Origin of the sequence: Pseudomonas tremae (genome assembly GCF_023278125.1) — a bacterium.
Classification (GTDB): domain Bacteria; phylum Pseudomonadota; class Gammaproteobacteria; order Pseudomonadales; family Pseudomonadaceae; genus Aquipseudomonas; species Aquipseudomonas tremae.
The window spans coordinates 5104917-5120522 of the sequence record NZ_CP066270.1; the positions used below are offsets into that span (position 1 = coordinate 5104917).

The 15606-nt window shown below is 60.6% G+C and carries 15 protein-coding genes; 5 read left to right on the top strand and 10 right to left on the bottom strand.

The features are described from left to right. Positions 1–11: 11 nt before the first annotated feature. The 4 genes from bioC to bioB form a co-directional block, all read right to left on the bottom strand. Positions 12–827 carry a malonyl-ACP O-methyltransferase BioC gene (gene bioC / locus I9H09_RS22985; RefSeq protein WP_005896490.1) on the bottom strand — a complete coding sequence of 272 codons (816 nt, stop codon included), beginning with the start codon at positions 825–827 and terminating at the stop codon, positions 12–14. Next, positions 820–1551 carry an alpha/beta fold hydrolase gene (locus I9H09_RS22990; protein ID WP_122346512.1) on the bottom strand — a complete coding sequence of 244 codons (732 nt, stop codon included), beginning with the start codon at positions 1549–1551 and terminating at the stop codon, positions 820–822. The genes bioC and I9H09_RS22990 overlap by 8 nt, the downstream gene beginning before the upstream one ends. Continuing rightward, positions 1544–2734 (bottom strand): 8-amino-7-oxononanoate synthase, encoded by a 1191-nt coding sequence (bioF, locus tag I9H09_RS22995; RefSeq protein ID WP_122312040.1) that lies wholly within the window; start codon positions 2732–2734, stop codon positions 1544–1546. Before bioF ends, I9H09_RS22990 begins: the two co-directional genes overlap by 8 nt. A 64-nt stretch (positions 2735–2798) precedes the next feature. Beyond that, positions 2799–3857 carry a biotin synthase BioB gene (bioB, locus tag I9H09_RS23000; RefSeq protein ID WP_122347126.1) on the bottom strand — a complete coding sequence of 353 codons (1059 nt, stop codon included), beginning with the start codon at positions 3855–3857 and terminating at the stop codon, positions 2799–2801. 91 nt (positions 3858–3948) lie between these two features. Here bioB and I9H09_RS23005 point away from each other — a divergent pair, with 91 nt between their 5' ends. The 3 genes from I9H09_RS23005 to I9H09_RS23015 all read left to right on the top strand — a co-directional run bounded on the left by I9H09_RS23005 (position 3949) and on the right by I9H09_RS23015 (position 7583). Continuing rightward, the gene (locus tag I9H09_RS23005; RefSeq protein WP_122347125.1) at positions 3949–4686 is read left to right on the top strand and encodes a ComFC family protein; all 738 of its coding nucleotides are present in this window, start codon (positions 3949–3951) and stop codon (positions 4684–4686) included. 134 nt (positions 4687–4820) lie between these two features. Further along, positions 4821–5585: a TOBE domain-containing protein gene (locus tag I9H09_RS23010; RefSeq protein ID WP_122347128.1), complete on the top strand. Its 765-nt coding sequence runs from the start codon at positions 4821–4823 to the stop codon at positions 5583–5585. Between the two features lie 81 nt (positions 5586–5666). Next, the gene (locus tag I9H09_RS23015; RefSeq protein ID WP_183142450.1) at positions 5667–7583 is read left to right on the top strand and encodes a PhoX family protein; all 1917 of its coding nucleotides are present in this window, start codon (positions 5667–5669) and stop codon (positions 7581–7583) included. A 104-nt stretch (positions 7584–7687) separates the two neighbouring features. Here the strand turns inward: I9H09_RS23015 and I9H09_RS23020 are convergent, their stop codons facing one another. The 6 genes from I9H09_RS23020 to I9H09_RS23045 are packed head-to-tail and all read right to left on the bottom strand — an operon-like array spanning position 7688 to position 13239. After that, positions 7688–8521, bottom strand: a complete 834-nt coding sequence (locus I9H09_RS23020; RefSeq protein ID WP_024669197.1) for a phosphodiesterase — start codon at positions 8519–8521, stop codon at positions 7688–7690. 25 nt (positions 8522–8546) lie between these two features. Further along, positions 8547–9578 (bottom strand): ABC transporter ATP-binding protein, encoded by a 1032-nt coding sequence (locus I9H09_RS23025; protein WP_122347123.1) that lies wholly within the window; start codon positions 9576–9578, stop codon positions 8547–8549. Beyond that, a complete protein-coding gene (locus tag I9H09_RS23030; protein WP_024689721.1) occupies positions 9575–10369 on the bottom strand; it encodes an ABC transporter permease in 795 nt (264 codons plus the stop codon). The genes I9H09_RS23025 and I9H09_RS23030 overlap by 4 nt, the downstream gene beginning before the upstream one ends. Then, complete coding sequence (locus tag I9H09_RS23035) at positions 10366–11235, bottom strand: ABC transporter permease (RefSeq protein ID WP_005896469.1); 870 nt, start codon at positions 11233–11235, stop codon at positions 10366–10368. The genes I9H09_RS23030 and I9H09_RS23035 overlap by 4 nt, the downstream gene beginning before the upstream one ends. Further along, on the bottom strand, positions 11235–12236 hold the full coding sequence (locus tag I9H09_RS23040; RefSeq protein WP_122347122.1) for an ABC transporter substrate-binding protein: 1002 nt from the start codon (positions 12234–12236) through the stop codon (positions 11235–11237). The genes I9H09_RS23035 and I9H09_RS23040 overlap by 1 nt, the downstream gene beginning before the upstream one ends. Beyond that, a complete protein-coding gene (locus tag I9H09_RS23045; RefSeq protein WP_024689724.1) occupies positions 12220–13239 on the bottom strand; it encodes a LacI family DNA-binding transcriptional regulator in 1020 nt (339 codons plus the stop codon). The genes I9H09_RS23040 and I9H09_RS23045 overlap by 17 nt, the downstream gene beginning before the upstream one ends. A 193-nt stretch (positions 13240–13432) precedes the next feature. Between I9H09_RS23045 and I9H09_RS23050 the strand changes: the two genes are divergently transcribed. Together I9H09_RS23050 and rarD are read left to right on the top strand one after the other, a co-directional pair. Then, a complete protein-coding gene (locus I9H09_RS23050; RefSeq protein ID WP_024689725.1) occupies positions 13433–14407 on the top strand; it encodes a serine/threonine protein kinase in 975 nt (324 codons plus the stop codon). A 133-nt stretch (positions 14408–14540) separates the two neighbouring features. Further along, positions 14541–15428, top strand: a complete 888-nt coding sequence (gene rarD, locus I9H09_RS23055) for an EamA family transporter RarD (RefSeq protein ID WP_054997542.1) — start codon at positions 14541–14543, stop codon at positions 15426–15428. Positions 15429–15606 lie beyond the last annotated feature (178 nt).

Consider the following 15606-nt stretch of genomic DNA (forward strand, 5'->3'; position numbering starts at 1 on the left):
CTTCACCACACTCAGCCATCAGCTTTTTCCAGCACCGCGTACACCACTTGATACGTGGCAGGCAGCCCCGCCTCCAGGCGAAAGCGCTCATAGGCCTTGACCATGCCCAGCATTCGCTCGCGTCCAGTCAGGCCGCTGGGTCGCCCCGGATTGAGATTGTGCGCTCCGAGGGCCTTCAACTCGTGGGTCAGGCTGCGCACATCCGGGTAGTGCAACACGTGTGGGCGAACGTCCAGGCTGCGCACCCGCAGACCACTGGCGGCACACAGCTGGCGGTAGTCATCCTCGCGACGGAAGCGATTCACATGCACCTGGCCGTCAACCGCTTGCCAACTGTCGCGCAGCTCATACAGCGTGCCCACGCACAGGCTGGCAAAGGCAAACACGCCGCCGGGCTGCAATACACGATGAGCCTCACTCAGCACAGCCTTGAAATCAGCACACCACTGGACGGCGAGGCTGGAGAAAATCAGCCCGCAGCTTTGATCGCGCAACGGCAGATGCTCGGCATCCCCCGCAATAAAATGCTCTGCTCCACCAAGCGGCTGTGCGTGACGCAACATGCCTTCGGCGATATCCAGCGCGATGCCTTCGCTGCTATTGAACGCTTGCCCCAGCGCCCGGCTGAAATAACCGGTGCCACAGCCAAGGTCCAGCCAGCGCGCAGGCGTGAATCCGGCAGGAAGACAGGTCAGCAGATGGTTGCCGACGCTACGCTGCAATTCAGCGACGCTGTCGTAGCTGCCCGCTGCCCGGGAGAAAGACGCCGCGACCTGGCGCTTATCGGGCAGCACAGAGGGCGGCTTGGGATGGGAAAGATCAGTCATCACCCGACTCATGTAGAAAAGCCTGGATTGCCGCCGCCACCCCATGAGGGTTTTCCAGAAGAAACGCGTGACTGGCTTGCTCGATGAAGCCTACTTCTACATCCGGCAACAAGGCCAGCAGATCACCTGCAGCCTCGGCTGGCACGAAGGCATCCAGCCCGGCGAACAGGTGCAATTGCGGCCCACGATAGGTTTGCAGCGCGCTGCGGGTATCCAGTTGTTGAAGTATTTTCAGGCCATCGACGAGCGCGGTACTCGAAGTGTGCGGCGCACCGGCCTTGAGCAGGCGCGCCAGACCGCGAGGGTCTTCTGCACCTTGTGTACACAACAGGCTGAAGCGCTTGAGCGTCGCCTCCGGGTCTGCGCAACAGCCTGCCAGAAACACATCGAAATCCAGTGCAGGCATCGCATTCGGCCATGCGCCGCGAGTAACGAAACAGGCATTGCTGGCCAGGGTCAACAAGCCGCAGCAACCCTCACCACGCCGCGCTGCCAGCTCGGCAGCCAGCATGCCGCCCAACGACCATCCGCCCAGCCAGGCATCATCCGGCAGGTTGCTGTCCAGTTCGTCGAGCCAGTCCGACAGATCGCAGCTGTCGATGTCCGGCAGTGGCTCGATCTCGACTCGCAAACGCTCGTCCAGCCCGCACAATGCGTCGGCAAGCGGTTGCAGAGGAGACACACCAAGGCCCCAGCCCGGCAATAGAATCAGACGATCACGCATGCACAGGCTCCGTAGATTGACGTGCATCCAGCAGCGGGTAGCACTGCTCCAGCGCCTCTAATAACAGTTGCACGTCAGCCTCGCTGTGGGCAGCAGATAACGTCACGCGCAGCCGGGCACTGCCGGCAGGCACAGTGGGTGGGCGTATGGCGGTCACCAGCAAGCCACGCTCTCGCAGCAACTGCGACAGGCGCAGCGCGCGACCGGCGTCGCCGATCATGATCGGCTGGATCGGCGTGAAGCTGTCCATCAGTTGCAGGCCGAGCTGCTCGGCACCGCGCCGAAATTGCTGAATCAGACGGGCCAGATGCTCGCGACGCCAGTGCTCGGTGCGCAGCAGTTGCAGGCTTTTCAGCGTCGCGCAGGCCAGCGCAGGCGGTTGACTGGTGGTGTAGATGTAAGGCCGGGCAAACTGGATCAGGGTTTCGATCAGCTCTTCACTGCCTGCCACAAATGCGCCAGAGGTGCCGAACGACTTGCCGAGCGTGCCGACCAGCACCGGTACATCATCCATACTCAAGCCGAAATGCTCGACAATGCCCGCCCCGTTCGCGCCCAGCGGCCCGAAACCATGCGCGTCGTCGACCATCAGCCAGGCGCCGCGGGCCTTTGCAGCGTTTGCGAGCGCAGGCAGGTCGGCGATGTCGCCATCCATACTGAACACGCCGTCGGTCACCACCAGCGTATCGCCGACGGATTTTTCCAGCCGCGAGCTCAGGCTGTTGACGTCGTTGTGCAGATAGCGGGAAAACCGTGCGCCGCTGAGCAAACCTGCATCCAGCAGCGAAGCGTGATTGAGGCGGTCTTCCAGTACGGTATCACCCTGCCCGACCAGGGCTGTGACCGCGCCGAGGTTGGCCATGTAGCCGTTGGAAAACAACAGCGCGCGCGGTCGTCCGGTCAGGTCGGCAAGGGCTTCTTCCAGTTCGTGATGCGGTGCGCTATGGCCGATTACCAGATGCGACGCGCCGCCACCCACGCCCCAGCGCTCGGCGCCTGACTGCCATGCAGCGATCACGTCGGGATGATTGGCGAGGCCCATGTAATCGTTGTTGCAGAACGCCAGCAGCGGCTGACCATCGACAATGACCTGCGGGCCTTGCGGGCTTTGCAGCAGCGGGCGCTGACGATACAGATGCTGCGCGCGACGGGCATCAAGGCGTGTGCGGAGATCGAAAGACATGCAGGCCCCGGTCCGGAAGGTAGCGATTCAAAACGGGCCGATAAAGACCGGCCCGTTCCAGGCGTCAGGCAGAAGCTGCGTCGTAAAACATCGAACTGCTTTGCTGCTCGACCAGCGCCTGCTCGATGGCAGCCTGACGCACTTCGTCGGCATGCCCCTCGCCCGCTTCAGGCTTGATGCCCAGGCGCGAGAACAGCAGCATGTCCTTGTCGGCTTGCGGGTTGGCGGTGGTCAGCAGTTTGTCACCGTAGAAAATCGAGTTGGCGCCAGCAAAAAACGCCAAGGCTTGCATTTGTTCGTTCATCGCTTCGCGGCCGGCAGACAGGCGCACGTGGGATTTGGGCATCAGAATACGCGCCACGGCCAGCATGCGAATGAAGTCGAAAGGGTCGACGTCTTCAGCGTTTTCCAGCGGCGTACCAGCGACCTTGACCAGCATGTTGATCGGCACAGACTCCGGATGCTCCGGCAGATTGGCCAGCTGGATCAACAACCCGGCGCGGTCATCAAGCGACTCGCCCATGCCCAAAATGCCGCCAGAGCAAATCTTCATCCCCGCATCGCGAACATAAGCAAGGGTTTGCAGGCGCTCGCCATAGGTACGGGTGGTAATGATGCTGCCGTAAAATTCCGGCGAGGTGTCCAGGTTGTGGTTGTAGTAATCCAGCCCTGCGGTGGCCAACGCCTCGGTCTGCTCCTGGTCGAGACGGCCCAGGGTCATGCAGGTTTCCAGGCCCATTGCCTTAACGCCTTTGACCATTTCCAACACATACGGCATGTCTTTGGCAGACGGATGCTTCCAGGCTGCGCCCATGCAGAAACGGGTCGAACCGATGGCCTTGGCACGCGCTGCTTCTTCGAGGACCTTCTGCACTTCCAGCAGTTTTTCCTTTTCAAGCCCGGTGTTGTAATGACCGGACTGCGGGCAGTACTTGCAGTCTTCAGGGCAGGCGCCGGTCTTGATCGACAACAGGGTGGAGACTTGAACACGGTTGGCGTCGAAGTGAGCGCGATGCACCGTTTGCGCCTGAAACAGCAAGTCATTGAATGGCTGTACAAACAACGCCCTGACCTCGGCTAAAGTCCAGTCGTGACGCAAAGTGGCGGTGGTGCTGGCGCTCATCGGGCGGCTCCTTGGTATTTCTGGGCAATGCGCGAGGGGCGAAAAAGACCACACACGCAACACGGATGTCGGGCATATTTAAGGAAGAGCCATGCAGTGTCAACCCAGGCACTACCATCAGGTTTACATCTGGTTAAAAAATAAACAAATCTGCATGTTGTGCGATGAACGCAGCGAGGTGCCAACCCCCATCTGTGTGCCCTGCGAAGCCGAGTTGCCTTGGCTTGGCGCGCAATGCGAGTGCTGCGCACTGCCCTTGCCCGGCGCCGGCCTGAGCTGCGGCCTTTGTAGCAAGCGTCCGCCGGCCTTCAGCCAGGTTATCGCGCCGTGGCGGTATGACTTTCCGGTCGACAGCCTGATCACCCGCTTCAAACACAACGGCAAGTTGCCGATGGGGCATTTACTGGCCGACCTGTGCGGGCAATTTCTTCAGCACCGCTTCGATGAAGGTGTGCCGCGCCCGGATTACCTCTTGCCAGTGCCTTTAGCCGTCAAACGCCTGCGTCAGCGCGGTTACAACCAGGCGGCAATGCTCGCTGGATGGTTGGGCAAAAAGCTGCAATTGCCTGTCGACGAACACCATCTGCTGCGCAGCCGGGAGACCGCAGCGCAACAAGGCCTGGACGCCAAAGCCCGCAAGCAGAACCTGCACGGCGCCTTCACCCTGATTGATGCCGACTGGGTGCGAGACAAGCACCTTGCATTGGTCGACGACGTCCTGACCACCGGCTCAACGGCAGAGGTTATTGCTCGCCTATTGAACGACGCCGGTGCGCGACGGGTGGACGTCTACTGCCTGGCAAGAACCCCCAAGCCAGGTAGTAGGTGATTCAGGTAAGTCTGGCGATTATCGTTCCCACGCTCCAGCGTGGTAACGCCCTTCTGGACGCTCCGCGTCCGGCTTTCGACGTCACGCACAAGAACGATCATACTGCCCTCTCTTCCCCAACCCGCCCGGTCACCATGTCCCTGCCACTCTTGCTCACGCAATACATGGTCCGTCGCCCGCAACGCATTGCGCTGTTGCAGCATATTGCTGAACAGGGTTCGATCACCCGTGCTGCGAAAAGCGCAGGCTTGAGTTACAAGGCCGCCTGGGACGCCATCGACGAACTCAACAACCTGACGCAAAAACCACTGGTAGAGCGCAATGTCGGCGGGCGTGGCGGTGGCGGCGCCAGACTGTCGGTCGAGGGCGAGCGAGTGCTGCGTCTGTATCAGCGGGTGCAAGCCTTGCAGGCTCAGGTGCTGGAGGCTGCCGAACACAGTAGCGACCTCGACCTGCTTAATCGCCTGACCCTGCGCACCAGCGCGCGCAACCAGTTGCTGGGGCGGATCGTGAGCATCACTCAGCAAGGGCATAACGATCAGGTGCGCCTGCAATTGGCCGATGAGGTGTTTATCGATGCGCAGGTGACGCACGACAGCACGCTGAGTCTGGGCCTGGAAATCGGCACGGACGCTGTTGCACTGATCAAGGCGGGATGGCTGGAATTACACGCGCCGGGCGCCGAAGAAACAAATGGAAACAATTGCCTGACCGGTCATATCGAAAGCGTCATCGACGCCGAAAACGGCCCCAGCGAAGTGCGCATCGCATTGCCCAGCGGCCAGACGCTGTGCGCCCTCGCGACACCTTCGCAGCTGCACGCGCAGCAGTTGAAAACCGGCGCCAGCGTGCAGGCAAGATTCGCAGCTTCGTTCGTGCTGCTGGGTATACCGCTGTAAGCCCAGGCGCGTCATCACTGCGACACAATTTCGTCATATGTGCCCACTAAGGTGGCTGCCATATTCGAGGGAGCCGTGATGATTAAACTATTAGAAGAAAATCAGACCACCGATCTGGAAAGCATGGTCGCCACTACCAAGGCCGGCCTTACCCGCCGAGGTTTCATCAGCGCCGGGGCGTTGTGCGGGGCTGCGATGTTTCTGGGCGGCAACCTGCTGAGCCGCACCGTGCTGGCAGACAGCGTCAAGGCAGCGTCCGGCGCCTTGCTGGGTTTTGACAGCATCGCTGCCGCAACCGCCGACAGCATCAGCTTGCCAAAAGGCTACACGTCATCCGTTCTGATCAGTTGGGGCCAGCCGCTGCACGTGGGCGGCCCGGCCTTCGATCCAAGCGGCAAGGGCACTGCCAAGGCTCAGGAAGAGCAATTCGGCGACAACAACGACGGTATGTTCCTGTTCCCTATGCCGAGGTACACCGATCGCGCCCTGATGGCGATCAACAACGAATACACCAACTACCGTTACCTCTTCGATCACGGCAAAGAGCCGCAATCGGCTGAAGAAGTGCAGAAGGCACTCGCTGCAGAAGGCGTTTCGATAATCGAGGTGCGGCAGAAAGACGGCAAATGGCAGTTCGTCCAGGACTCGCACTACAACCGTCGCGTGCATGGCAATACCCCGATCGACCTGAGCGGCCCCGCAGCCGGTCACGACTGGCTCAAGACCGACGCAGACAAGACCGGCACACACGCTTTGGGGACCTTTCAGAACTGCTCCAGCGGTCAGACGCCGTGGGGCACCTACCTGACGTGCGAGGAGAACTTCACTGATTGCTTTGGCAGCAGCAACCCCGAGCAGAAGTTCGACGCAGGCATGAAGCGCTACGGCGTCGTGGCCGCCAGCAAGGAGATCAACTGGCACCCGCACGATCCGCGCTTCGATATCGCGAAAAATCCCAATGAAGTGAACCGCCACGGCTGGGTGGTCGAGATCGACCCGTTCGACCCCAAATCGACACCGGTCAAGCGCACTGCACTCGGACGCTTCAAGCACGAAAACGCTGCCTTCACGCAAACCAAGGGTGGGCGCGCCGTGGTGTACATGGGCGATGACGAGCGTGGCGAATTCATCTACAAGTTCATCAGCCGCGACAAGATCGATCACCAGGACCCGAAAGCCAATCGCAATCTGCTGGACCACGGCACCTTGTACGTGGCGCAGTTCGACGCGGGCGACAGCAATCCGGATCATCCGAAAGGTAAAGGCCAGTGGATCGAACTGACTCACGGCAAAAATGGACTGGATGCAGCCGCCGGATTCAATAATCAGGCAGAAGTGTTGATTCATGCGCGTCTGGCCGCCAGCGTCGTCCAGGCCACACGCATGGACCGCCCGGAATGGATCGTGGTCAGCCCCAAGGACGGCCAGGTCTATTGCACCCTGACCAACAACATCAAGCGTGGTGACGAGGGGCAGCCTGTCGGCGGGCCGAACCCGCGCGCCAAAAACCAGTACGGGCAGATCCTGCGCTGGAGCGAAGAAGACAGCAATCCTTCGGCGATGGACTTCGAGTGGGATCTGTTTGTGGTGGCGGGCAACCCTGCCGTGCATGCTGGAACACCCCAGGCCGGGTCGAGCAACATCAACCCGCAAAACATGTTCAACAGCCCGGATGGCTTGAGCTTCGACCAGGCAGGTCGCCTGTGGATCCAGACCGACGAAGACTCCAGCAACAAGGGCGACTTCGCAGGAATGGGCAACAACCAGATGCTTTGCGCAGACCCGGCCAGCGGCGAGATTCGTCGTTTTCTGGTCGGCCCGGTCGGCTGCGAAATCACCGGAATCAGCTTTGCGCCTGACTACAAGACAATGTTCATCGGCATCCAGCACCCTGGCGAAAACGGTGGCTCCACCTTCCCCGAACACCTGCCCAATGGCAAGCCACGCTCATCGGTGATGGTGATCACCCGTGAAGACGGCGGCGTTATCGGCGCCTGATCGGCGGAGCGCTGAGCAAGGAGCACGCAAAGCGCTCTGCCTTACATGCAAGGCCCGAACTCTCAGGAGATAGGGCCTTTGTGGGAGCGATCACCACACGGGCGTCAATCGATCAGCCCGTTCACATCGTAAAACGGATACGGTCCTTCATAGTCGCCGAACACCGCGTTGTGGCTCACCAAACCTTGCTCGGGAACCCAGCGGTGCAGTACGTAGCCTGCCGGTTCAAGGTTGAAATGTGCAGGAGCGGCCTCATCCAGGTCCAGCACGATCTGGTGCGAGGTGCCGGGACAGATACTCGCCAAACTGCCACCAAAACGGCGCTGCATCGGTCGATGCAGATGGCCACACAACAGGCGCTCTACCTGCGGATGCTGCGCGATCACACGCTCCAGCGCCGACGCATTGCCGAAGGGTTCGCGGTCCATGTGGCCAATCCCGGTAATAAACGGCGGGTGATGCAGAATGATCAAGGTCGGCACATAAGGGCGTCGCGACAGTTGGGCATGCAGCCAGTCCAGTTGGCAGTAATCCAGTTGCCCGCCATGTTCGCCGGGAATCGTGGTGTCCATTCCGATCAGGCGTACTGGATACTGTTCCACTACCCAGTCCAGGGGCCCGCTGGCCGACAAGGGCAGATACACCTGGTCGGCAAACGCAGCCAGCAGGTTCTCCCGGTTGTCGTGATTGCCAGGCACCAGGTAGAACGGCATTTGCAAACGCTCAAGCTCTGGCTTCAGCACGGCATATTCATCCTCACGACCGAAGTCCACAAGGTCACCGCTGATCACGACTATGTCAGGCCGCTGTTTGCTGGCGTTGATATGGGCGACGGCGCGGCGTAACGCCCCCAGCGTATCGACCACGCCGTAGGTCAGACGACCATCGGCTTTCAGGTGCAGGTCGCTGATCTGAGCAATAAGAAACGAACGGTTCACAATAATCTCTCGACAGAAAACGGTTTCACGAATGCAGTGTGAACAGCATTTGCGGTTCGACGCTCAGGGCGATGAAAGCATGTGCGGCATAAATCACGTTGTCGGTGCAGTCCACCAGCAACGGCTGAGCTGCGCCCACATCCACCAGCAAACGGCTTTGCGCCCCCTGAAAAAACTGCCCGACCAGACGCCCATGAAGCTGCCCGCCGCCTGACATCAGCTGCAAGTGCTCGGGACGGCAGTAGACTGTAGACGGCACATCGGCACCGCGCCACGGCAGCTCGCCGCCGCTTACCTTGAGACCGCCAGATGTGCGCTCGACCACGCTGAATGCGTTCAGATTGCCGACAAACCCGGCGACAAATGCGTTGGCGGGTTGTTGATAGATTTCCCTCGGTGTCGCCAGCTGCGACACACAGCCTTTTTCCATAACCAGAATCCGGTCGCCCAACGCCATCGCTTCGCCCTGATCGTGGGTGACGAAGACCGACGTGATGCCCAGCCCGCGCAGCAACTGATCAAGCTCGCTACGCAGGCGCTCACGCAACTGCGCGTCCAGCGCGGCAAGCGGTTCGTCAAGCAACAGCACCCGAGGACGCGGCGCGAGGGCACGGGCCAGCGCGACCCGTTGCCGCTGGCCGCCAGACAGCTCGTTGACGCGACGATTGCCATGACCGGTCAGGCCGACCAGCTCCAGCAATTCATCACAACGTTTATTGCGCTCGGCAGCCGACAGCCCTCGAATCTTCAGGCCATAGACAATGTTGCCTGCCACATCAAGGTTCGGAAACAGCGCGTAATTCTGAAACACCATGCCGACATCGCGTCGTTCGATAGGCAGCCGGGTGACGTCCTGATCATCGAACAGCACCTGACCGACATCCGGGCGTTCAAGGCCGGCGATCAACCGCAAGGTGGTGGTTTTGCCGCAACCGGACGGGCCGAGAATCGCCAGCGTTTCGCCGGGCTCGATGGTCAGGTGCAGATCCTGTACAGCAACGGTGCCATCGGCAAATGCCTTGCGGCAGCCCTTCAGGCGAATGGTGGTTCCGCTCATCGGCTCTCTCCACGGGCAAGACGCGCGCTGATGGCCTGCAACGCAATCAGCAGCGGCACAATCAGCAACAGAAAAAGAAGGGTGTAGGCGCTGGCAACTTCCAGCCGGGCCGAGGCGTAGCTGTCGGCCAGACCGACAGGCAGGGTCTTGGTCATCGGCGTGTGCAGCATCCAGGTCAGGTTGAATTCACCCAGCGACAGGGTGACGACCATCAGCACGCCGGCAAGAATCCCGGCCCTGCAGTTAGGCACCACCACGCTGAAGAAGCGCTTGATCGGTCCGGCACCCAGGCTGGCAGCAGCCTCCTCGAGCACCGGCAATTGTTGACGCTGCATGACGGCCATGACCGGTCGTACCAGAAACGGCAACGTAAACAGCACATGGCCGACCAGAATGAACAGCCAGCTGCTGCGAAAGCTGCCGAACTGGCCGTAGGTCAGCAACAACGCCAAAGCACTTGCCAGACCGGGCATGGCGACCGGCAGGACCATCAGCTCTTCAAACGCACGGCTGAAGCGATTGTTCATGCGCACCAGCGCATACGCCGCCGGAACACCGACCACGCATACGCAAATCGCACAGGCCACCGCCAATTGCAGCGACAGCCAGACGGTCGGCGAATAGGCCTGCCAGACCTGTATCAGCCAGTCGAAGGTCAGGCCGCTCGACAGTCCGAGAAAATAATTGCGGGTCAGGCCGGCCAGCAGCGACAGCACGACCGGCACCAGCATGAATGCGCAGACCAACAGCGTGAAGGCCAGCTGTGCAGCAAACAATGGAGAACGTTTCACAGGGCGACTCCCGACTTGCCGACCATGCGGCGGGCCAGCAACAACACCGCCCAGGTCACCAGCCCAAGGATCACCGACAGCGCGGCAGCCACGGTGAAATTGGCGTAATTGGTGAACACGTTGTAGATCGCCACCGGGGTAACGTTCAAGCGCGTGCCCAAGGTGAAAGCAGTGCCGAATGCGCCCATCGAGGTGGCGAAGCAAATTGCACCGCAGGACACCAATGCAGGTGTCAGCCCAGGAATGATCACGTCGCACACCACACGCCAATGACCGGCACCCAGCGAATGAGCAGCCTCTTCAAGACTCCGGTCCAGGCTTTCGCAGGCAGCCATGACGGTGAGGATCACACGCGGTATAGAGAAATACAGGTAGCCGATGAACAGCCCAGTGAGGGAATAGGCGAACACCCATCGTTCACCAGCCAGCTCCAGACCGAGGGCAGCGAAGATCCCTTGTCGACCGGCCAGCAGAATCACCAGAAAGCCGACCACCACGCCGGGAAACGCCAGTGGAAAGGTCAGCAACGCCACCAGTGCAGAGCGTCCGAAGAAGTGGTTGCGGGCCAGAAACACTCCGCTGATGCCACCGACCAGCAATGCCGCCAGCGTCACCACCAGCGCCAGCACGCAGGTTTGCAGCAGGCTGCCGAGGTACTGAGCGCTGCTCAATACCTGCCAGTAACCGCTGCCATTGCCATCCGGATCTTGCGTACCGAGCATGATCAGGTGGGTCAGTGGCAGCAGCCAGAAGGCCAGCAATACCGCCATCGCCGGGGCCAGCGCCACCGCAGCGGTCGGGCGTAGCCGCAGCCTGAGAAATCCGCCCTTGCGCAAAGCCGGCGCTTGTCCCGACGAGGCTGACATTACTTCACCTCACGCAGATAACGAGCGGCGAAGGCTTCCTGCACGGCTGCCATGTGCTGGTAATCCACCACGCCAGCGCGGGCATAATCACTGTCCGGCAGGAACTGCGCAGCCACGTCGGCCGGCATCGTCGAGCGCACCGGGCGAAGATAGGCCTTGGCCCACAGTGCCTGCCCTTCATCGGACAACACGAAATCCAGCACCTTCTCGGCGTTGGCGCGATGCGGCGCCTTGGCGACCATGCTCATCACGTAAGGCACACCGATGGTGCCTTCTTTGGGGATCACGAAGGCGACGTTGGCCTTGTCCTTGTAGCGGGCGCGGTAAGCGTTGAAGTCGTAGTCGACCAGAATCGGCAGCTCGCCGGACAGCACGCGGGCATAGGCGGTTTGCTTGGGCACGATGGGCGAGTTCTTCGCCAGTTTCTGGAAGTAATCAATGGCCGGACCGAAGTTATCCAGGGTGCCGCCCATCGCCTGATTGATCGCTACAGCGGAAACGTAGCCGACGAAGGCGCTGGAAGGATCAAGGTAACCGACCATGCTCTTGTATTCGGGTTTCAGCAGATCAGCCCAGCTCTGCGGCACTGGCAGACCGCCCAGTGCATCGACGTTGACCATGATGCCGAGGGTGCCTGAGTGAATGGCGAACCAGTGCCCTTGCGGGTCTTTCAAACCAGCTGGAATGTCGTCCCAGTGCTTGGGTTTATAGGTATCGACCACACCCGCTTTTTGCGCCTGCAGGCCGAAAGTCACGCCGTAATACACCACGTCGGCGACTGGGGCTGCCTGCTCGGCGACAATCTGCGCCAGCGCCTGCCCGGAGTTCTTGTTGTCCAGCGGCACTTGAACACCCGTGCTGTCGGCAATGGCCTTGAGCTGAGTCCCCCAGTCAGCCCATTCAGGTGGGCAGTTGTAGCAGATGGCGGTTTCGGCGGCCTGGGCGAGGCTGGCCGCACCGCATAACAGCAGTGCCGCAAGGGTTTTACTGAGGCTGAGCATGAAGCATCTCCTGGTAGGGCTGGGTGCTTTCGCCGGGCCGGATGTGGCACGGCAGACAATGAGAAACCGCTGCTGACCCGGCAATCCGGGCCAGCAGTTGGTCGATGAGCAGGTGGGCGAGCTCGGCGATGGGCTGCACCACACTGCACAGCGTCGGGTGCATCTGGGTGCCCAGCGCAATGCCGTCGAAGCCGATGACCGACAGGCGTTCGGGAACGCCCCAGCCATTGCGTCGCAATTCGGCAATCAGGCTGATGGCCAGCAGATCGTTGGAGCAGACCAGGGCGCTCGGTGCGCCTTGACTGCGCAACAAGGGCTCGAGCGCGGCAAAGTCGGCACGGGTGTGATCCGGCATTTCAATCACGGGGCGCGCCTCAAGGCCACGTTCGTTCATCGCATCGCGATAGCCTTCATAGCGCAGGCGGGCGCGGTCGGACTGCATGACCGGGCCTGCAACCATGGCGATACGCTGATGGCCAGCGTCGATCAGGTATTGGGTCGCCAGCGCCATGCCTGCGCGGTTATCCACAGACACAGCGCTGTAATCCACATTGCCGGTCTGGTGATAGGCCAGCACAAACGGAGCGTCCTCACTGGCCAGACTTTCCAGAACACGATTGTGCTCGGCGTCGGTCACAGTCAGCACCAGGCCGTCGACTCGCTGGCGCAGCAGTTCTTCAACCACGGCGCTTTCCCGCTCGGCGCTGTAGTCGGTGGTAGCCAGCAACAAGGTATAGCCGCGCGCCCGGGCCGCTCGCTCCATGGCCTGAAATTGTTCGGCAAACACTGGATTGAGCAGGTTAGGCACCACGACGCCGATCAGGTTGGTGGTTTGCAGACGCAACTGTCTGCCCAGCCGGTTAGGGCGAAAACCCAGCGTACGGGCTGCGGCGAATACTCGGTCACGGGTTTCGGAACGCACCACATCAGGGCTGGCAAACGCACGTGCAGCGGTGGCCCGGGAAACGCCGGCCAGGCTTGCAACCTCTTTCAGATCAGTCATTGTCGCTCGCTTGAGATCGATCTCATTGACGGCGACTCTATGCGCTCAACATGGCTGAATGGCGAACGAGGGATGACCGTTTAGTGACAGTCCGACCCTTGAGCACTTTAATCCGATGGGTTTGGCGAAGCGGGACCGGTCTGCGTTACCATCACCGGTCCGACGCGGCAACCTGCTGCGCGCAGGAGTAGTCATGGCTCACCCGTTTGCAACACTTACTCCCGATCTGGTCCTGGATGCTGTCGAAAGCATCGGTTTTCTCAGCGACGCCCGCATCCTGGCGCTCAACAGTTACGAAAACCGCGTGTATCAGGTCGGTATCGAAGACGGCCAGCCGCTGATCGCCAAGTTCTACCGCCCACAGCGCTGGACCAACGAAGCCATCCTCGAAGAACACAGCTTCACTGCAGAACTGGTTGAGGTCGAAGTGCCGGTTGTTGCGCCGATGGTGCATAACGGCGAAACCCTGTTCGAACACGCAGGCTTTCGCTTCACGCTGTTCCCGCGTCGCGGTGGACGCGCGCCAGAGCCGGGCAATCTTGACCAGCTGTATCGTCTCGGCCAGTTGTTGGGGCGCCTTCATGCAGTCGGCTCGACCAAACCGTTCGCGCATCGCGAAGCACTGGGCGTAAAGAACTTCGGCAACGATTCAGTCAATTACCTGCTGGAAAACGACTGCATCCCGCGTGGCCTGCTTCCGGCTTACGAGTCGGTAGCCCGTGATCTGCTCAAGCGTGTCGAAGATGTCTACGCCGCCACGCCGCACACCAATATCCGCATGCATGGCGACTGCCACCCTGGCAACATGATGTGCCGCGACGAGATGTTCCACATCGTCGATCTCGATGATTGCCGTCTTGGCCCGGCCGTTCAGGACATCTGGATGATGCTGGCTGGCGATCGTCAGGAACGCCTGGGTCAGTTGTCCGAGTTGATGGACGGTTACAACGAATTCCACGATTTCGATCCTCGCGAGCTGGCTCTCATCGAGCCATTGCGCGCGCTGCGTTTGATGCACTACAGCGCCTGGCTGGCACGTCGCTGGGACGATCCGGCTTTCCCTCACAGCTTTCCGTGGTTCGGCACCGAACGTTACTGGGGCGACCACATACTGGCACTGCGCGAGCAGATGGCTGCGCTGAACGAGGAGCCACTGAAGCTGTTTTGATGGATTGATAGCCTTCAACATCATAAAGAGCGCTTGTGTATGACGATAAGCGCTCCAGCGTGTGTACGATCAAAGCCATCATCCGCATCACCCCACAATAAAACTGGAATCTTCTGTATTAAAGGGACGCTCCATGCAAGCTGCCAATCCACGTCGTGGATACATACTGGGCCTGTGCGCCTACATCATCTGGGGCCTGTTCCCTCTCTATTTCAAAGCCATCGCCGCCGTTCCGGCCATCGAAATCATCATCCACCGCGCGCTCTGGTCGGCGCTCTTCGGCTCGATTGTGCTGATGCTCTGGAAGCATCCCGGCTGGTGGCGCGACCTGCGCAACAACCCGCAACGACTCGCCGTACTGGCGCTGAGCGGCACCCTGATCGCCGCCAACTGGATCGTCTACGTATGGGCTGTGAACAACGGGCGCATGCTTGAAGCCAGTCTTGGCTATTACATCAACCCGCTGGTCAATGTGCTGCTCGGCATGGTGCTGCTGGGTGAGCGGCTAAGGCGTCTGCAATGGGTCGCGGTCGCTTTGGCGGCGACAGGCGTCGCCCAACAGGTCTGGCATGTCGGCAGCTTGCCGTGGGTGTCACTGGCACTGCCACTGACGTTCGCTTTCTACGGCCTGATCCGCAAAAAGGCCCCGGTCGCCGCCCTGCCCGGTCTGGTCGTCGAGACCTGGATGCTGGTACCGCTGGCGTTGATCTGGCTGGTCCTCAACCCCACGGCCGTCAGCACACAAGCCGAGTTCTGGACGACGACCCAAGCCATCTGGCTCGCCGCCGCTGGCCCGGTCACGCTGATCCCCTTGGTGTGCTTCAACGCAGCGGCCCGCCACTTGCCATTTACCACACTGGGCTTCCTGCAATACGTCGCGCCAACCCTGGTCCTGCTGCTCGCGGTATTGCTGTATGGCGAACAGCTGACCACCAGCACCCTCATCACCTTTGCCTTCATCTGGGCCGGGCTGGCGATCTACAGTGTGGATATCTGGCTGAAATCTCGCGGCCGTCGCTGATCAAAAAACATACAACGCCACGCAGGCCTTTCAAAACGGGGCCTGCAGAGGGTTCTCCAAGGGTTATCCACAGGCAGGCTGACCTTATCTGTGCACAAACCCTTGAAACTGTTGGATTTTTGATCAGTTCTCTACAGGCCACAGTGGACTTGGCGCGCAAGGCTATTCCCCCAGCTTA

Coding starts and splice junctions, on each gene's coding strand:
- bioC (WP_005896490.1), bottom strand. CDS start 827: ATGACTGATCTTTCCCATCCCAAGCCGCCCTCTGTGCTGCCCGATAAG.
- I9H09_RS22990 (WP_122346512.1), bottom strand. CDS start 1,551: ATGCGTGATCGTCTGATTCTATTGCCGGGCTGGGGCCTTGGTGTGTCT.
- bioF (WP_122312040.1), bottom strand. CDS start 2,734: ATGTCTTTCGATCTCCGCACACGCCTTGATGCCCGTCGCGCGCAGCAT.
- bioB (WP_122347126.1), bottom strand. CDS start 3,857: ATGAGCGCCAGCACCACCGCCACTTTGCGTCACGACTGGACTTTAGCC.
- I9H09_RS23005 (WP_122347125.1), top strand. CDS start 3,949: ATGCAGTGTCAACCCAGGCACTACCATCAGGTTTACATCTGGTTAAAA.
- I9H09_RS23010 (WP_122347128.1), top strand. CDS start 4,821: ATGTCCCTGCCACTCTTGCTCACGCAATACATGGTCCGTCGCCCGCAA.
- I9H09_RS23025 (WP_122347123.1), bottom strand. CDS start 9,578: ATGAGCGGAACCACCATTCGCCTGAAGGGCTGCCGCAAGGCATTTGCC.
- I9H09_RS23035 (WP_005896469.1), bottom strand. CDS start 11,235: ATGTCAGCCTCGTCGGGACAAGCGCCGGCTTTGCGCAAGGGCGGATTT.
- I9H09_RS23040 (WP_122347122.1), bottom strand. CDS start 12,236: ATGCTCAGCCTCAGTAAAACCCTTGCGGCACTGCTGTTATGCGGTGCG.
- I9H09_RS23045 (WP_024689724.1), bottom strand. CDS start 13,239: ATGACTGATCTGAAAGAGGTTGCAAGCCTGGCCGGCGTTTCCCGGGCC.
- I9H09_RS23050 (WP_024689725.1), top strand. CDS start 13,433: ATGGCTCACCCGTTTGCAACACTTACTCCCGATCTGGTCCTGGATGCT.
- rarD (WP_054997542.1), top strand. CDS start 14,541: ATGCAAGCTGCCAATCCACGTCGTGGATACATACTGGGCCTGTGCGCC.